The sequence below is a fragment of the Deinococcus aquiradiocola genome (assembly GCF_014646915.1).
GTDB classification, from domain to species: Bacteria; Deinococcota; Deinococci; order Deinococcales; family Deinococcaceae; genus Deinococcus; species Deinococcus aquiradiocola.
Genome location: NZ_BMOE01000043.1, coordinates 1 through 585 on the forward strand (window position 1 = coordinate 1; position 585 = coordinate 585).

The 585-nt window shown below is 70.6% G+C and carries 1 protein-coding gene; it reads left to right on the forward strand.

Translation table 11 applies throughout. The features are described 5' to 3' along the window. A partial coding sequence (locus IEY33_RS19085; RefSeq protein ID WP_188964871.1) for a DUF11 domain-containing protein occupies positions 1–585 on the forward strand: 585 nt, incomplete at both ends.

A 585-nucleotide genomic window follows, 5' to 3' on the forward strand; every position in this document is an offset into this window, starting at 1 on the left:
TGACGGACACCCTGCCTTCGGGGCTGACGTTCGTGTCGGCCAGCAGTGGCGGCACGTACAGTGCCGCCACCGGCAAGGTGACCTGGACCGTGGGCACCGTCGCCGGCGGGGCCACCGTCACCCTGACCGTCACCGGCACCGCACCGACGGCGGCCAGCATCGAGACCAACAGCGGCCCGACCAGCCTGCCGAACACGGCCAGCGTGACGGGTAACGAGACTGAAGGGGTGACGACGAACAACACGGCGAGCAGCACGGCGCAGCTCGTGTACCCGAAACTGACGAAACGGGTGCGGAACCTGGGGAAGCCAGGGGCGCTGAACCTGGGGGCGACGTTCGGAACGGCGGGGACCGGGGTGCCCGGGGAGGTGCTGGAGTACTGCATCGACGCGCGGAACTACGGGGTGGCGGTGTCGGGGTTCGTGCTGACGGACACGGTGCCGGGGAACACGGTGTCGGACGTGAGCGCGTACGGGACGGACCTGGGGGTGCAGGTGACGCGTGGGGGGAGCACGTCGACGCGGACGAGCACGGCGGTGGACACGGACGGGGGATCGCTGAGCGCGTCGGCGCTGAGCGTGGACT